This window comes from Geobacillus sp. B4113_201601 (assembly GCF_001587475.1).
GTDB lineage: Bacteria > Bacillota > Bacilli > Bacillales > Anoxybacillaceae > Geobacillus > Geobacillus icigianus.
Genome location: NZ_LQYX01000099.1, coordinates 111577 through 114079, shown reverse-complemented (window position 1 = coordinate 114079; position 2503 = coordinate 111577). Strand labels below are relative to the sequence as shown.

The following is a 2503-nucleotide window of genomic DNA, read 5'->3' as shown; positions in this document are numbered from 1 at the left end:
AGGGACTCGCTTTCAGTGCCACTTGTATGGAACGTTGATTGCCTTATTGATCAGCTCTACGGTCATGTTTGCCATGCGAGAATGGCTCTATCGAAAACAGAAAAAGGAATTGAGCGAATATAAGGCGATGAGTATGATCAAGGAGTGGGGGATGGATTGATTTCAAGCCTTATGGTGTTCTGAGGCGCTAGCTGCCCAGCTCCTTTCTAAACTCTGTAACATAATCGCTCAACACGGAAAAAAATCAAGGCGTTATACAAAAAAGAGCGCTTTAGACATGATCGAGAGTTTGGTCATCATGCCGTTGTCGTAAGGAATTCCCATCTTATACCATAAAAAAACCTTCTATAGGGAAGGTGTATTTGGCCATACCCGTCAAGTTTAGCGGTATAAAATTTTTAAGACGATACTCGTGTTCATCCCCCCAGTGAATGATGGGGATCACATCCATTATTGGGCATGCCAAATAACCCTCGAGAAGAGGGGTGTTTGGAATTTATATCCATATCTAGCTCTACCATATCCCTAATTTCGTTAAGATATCCGATGCCGTTTCTTTCCCTTTCCTTCGATCTTTCTTGGCATGTTTTCGCAACAGGGAAAGGAGAGAGGAAAGGTTGATTTCCGCCCTAGGCGAACGTAAAAGCAACTGGTGCCAATACGATTGGAGAAGATCGAGTGCTTTCCGTTCACTGATTTGAATGTCTTCCTTTTGATGCCAATACATCCGAGCGTGAAACAGAAACGTCTGGGTGACCAAAATGGCAATCAACGTCCCGTATAAATGGCATTCGAAACGTTCTTTCTTCATCTTCTTGACTTTCTCCAAATCAAATACAGATTTCCAGGCTTTAAACAACCATTCAATTTGCCAGCGCAGGGAATAGAGCTCATAAACCTGTTGACCATCAAACGACTCTTGTGGTAAATTCGTCAGTAAGATGTGGTATTTCTTTTGTTCGAGGGTTTGGCGTGTCAGCGCCTTCCCTTTTCTTTTTTCCTTTTTTTGCACATACGCCATCCGTTTTTGCCATTCTTCCGCCGTCAGACGGCGGAAAATCAACCGTGGAACATACAAGCGCTCATGGCCGATGTATACGTGTTCCACTTCGATCGCCTCTCCTTCTCCTAATGGATGGCCCATAGACTCCCAATCCCATTCCTTCCACTGGCCATTCTCCTTGATATACACTTTCATATCGGAACGGAGCCGAGTAATAGAATACGCTCCGCGGGCGTCGATCTCGGCCAGGGCGGCAACGGAGAAAAAGCCCAAATCCCGAATACATAGGTCATTCGGTAAAATCGTGTGCTGGACGTGATAGGCAAAACGGGCGTCCGAGTCATTAGCCGATTGAACGCCTAGATGAAGGCAGGTGCCGGATAACAAGTCATATTCAAACTGAATTTTCGCTCCCGGCGAAACGGAACCTTGATCCTCCTCCCCGTAGTCGGCGGGAACCAAAAAACTGGTCGAGTCCAAGATCCGCAAGCGAGTAAAACACGTCCGGTAGGTTTGGATCGTGAACCAAAGCAACGGACGTTGATGCAAGAGAAGAAGGAAAAACACTTCTCGCAAAAACGCCACGGCCCGATCGGTAAAACGCTGATTCAAGCCTTCGCTTGAAAGGGAACAGCCATGCCAGAGCGTCAAGGCCGCACACAACCGCTGAAGCGACTGTTTGGCCAGTGAGCCATCTCCCCATGCACAGAGAGTCAGAAAGGCTTCCGCCGTTAACGAACGCTGCCGCCGGATCAATCCTGTTTTCCGTGCGAGACGGGTTAATTCTTCGGGAGAAAAGAGTTGACGAATGGTTTGAATCCATGCTTGCATTTGTTTTTCCATGAAAAAAATCCTTTCTAACGTAGAGTGTTCGTTAGAAAGGATACCATGTTTTTGACGATGCACAAAGACCAAAATTCTTAACTTGATGGGTATGGTCTATGCCCCATTAATTCACCGGCCTTTTAAAGAGTAAAAGTATAACTTTAAAACTCACATTTCGCACCCTCTCGACAAAAATCGGAAGGATTTTTTTATCTTCCTGTCGAATAAAACCTTGAAACACAAGGAAAGCAAAGGAGTTTGCCCATCATGGACGTTCGAATTCAGGCCATTTATGAAAGTTCTTATTTGAATAGAATAAGCACCCTGTTCAAAGATCTTGACCTTCCTCAGCTGATTGATCATCTCGTTCCCGTGGATCCGCAATGCCAAACTCGAGCCAGCGATATCGTCAAGCTAATCGTTCTGGATATCTTGAGCGGCCGGCAAGCGCTCGTTCATTGGGAACAATGGGCGCATGACATCGATTGGCCGAAGCGGATTCGGCCAGGGCTGGAGCCGTCTTGGTTCAACGACGATGCCATCGCGCGTCATTGGGATCGCCTGTATGAGGCGAATATCCATCAAGTCCTTTCGTCTTGCCTCGTGCAGATCGACAAGAAAGAAGGCCTCTCTCTTCGCGTCTTCCACGCCGATACGACGGACAAGACCGTTTAC

2 protein-coding genes and 1 pseudogene are annotated in these 2503 nt (G+C 46.6%); 2 read left to right on the top strand and 1 reads right to left on the bottom strand.

Features of this window, described 5'->3' with window-relative positions; genetic code table 11:
* A pseudogene (locus tag B4113_RS19035) lies at positions 1–313 on the top strand (IS4 family transposase); the annotation flags it as partial.
* Positions 314–514: 201 nt separating this feature from the next.
* Here B4113_RS19035 and B4113_RS14495 read toward each other — a convergent pair.
* On the bottom strand, positions 515–1846 hold the full coding sequence (locus tag B4113_RS14495; protein ID WP_061912601.1) for an IS4 family transposase: 1332 nt from the start codon (positions 1844–1846) through the stop codon (positions 515–517).
* Positions 1847–2095: 249 nt separating this feature from the next.
* On the opposite strand from B4113_RS14495, the gene B4113_RS20715 reads away from it, so the two are divergent.
* Positions 2096–2503, top strand: a 408-nt coding sequence (locus tag B4113_RS20715) for a DUF4277 domain-containing protein (RefSeq protein ID WP_235598016.1), incomplete at its 3' end; no start/stop codon positions are given.

Coding starts and splice junctions, on each gene's coding strand:
- B4113_RS14495 (WP_061912601.1), bottom strand. CDS start 1,846: ATGGAAAAACAAATGCAAGCATGGATTCAAACCATTCGTCAACTCTTT.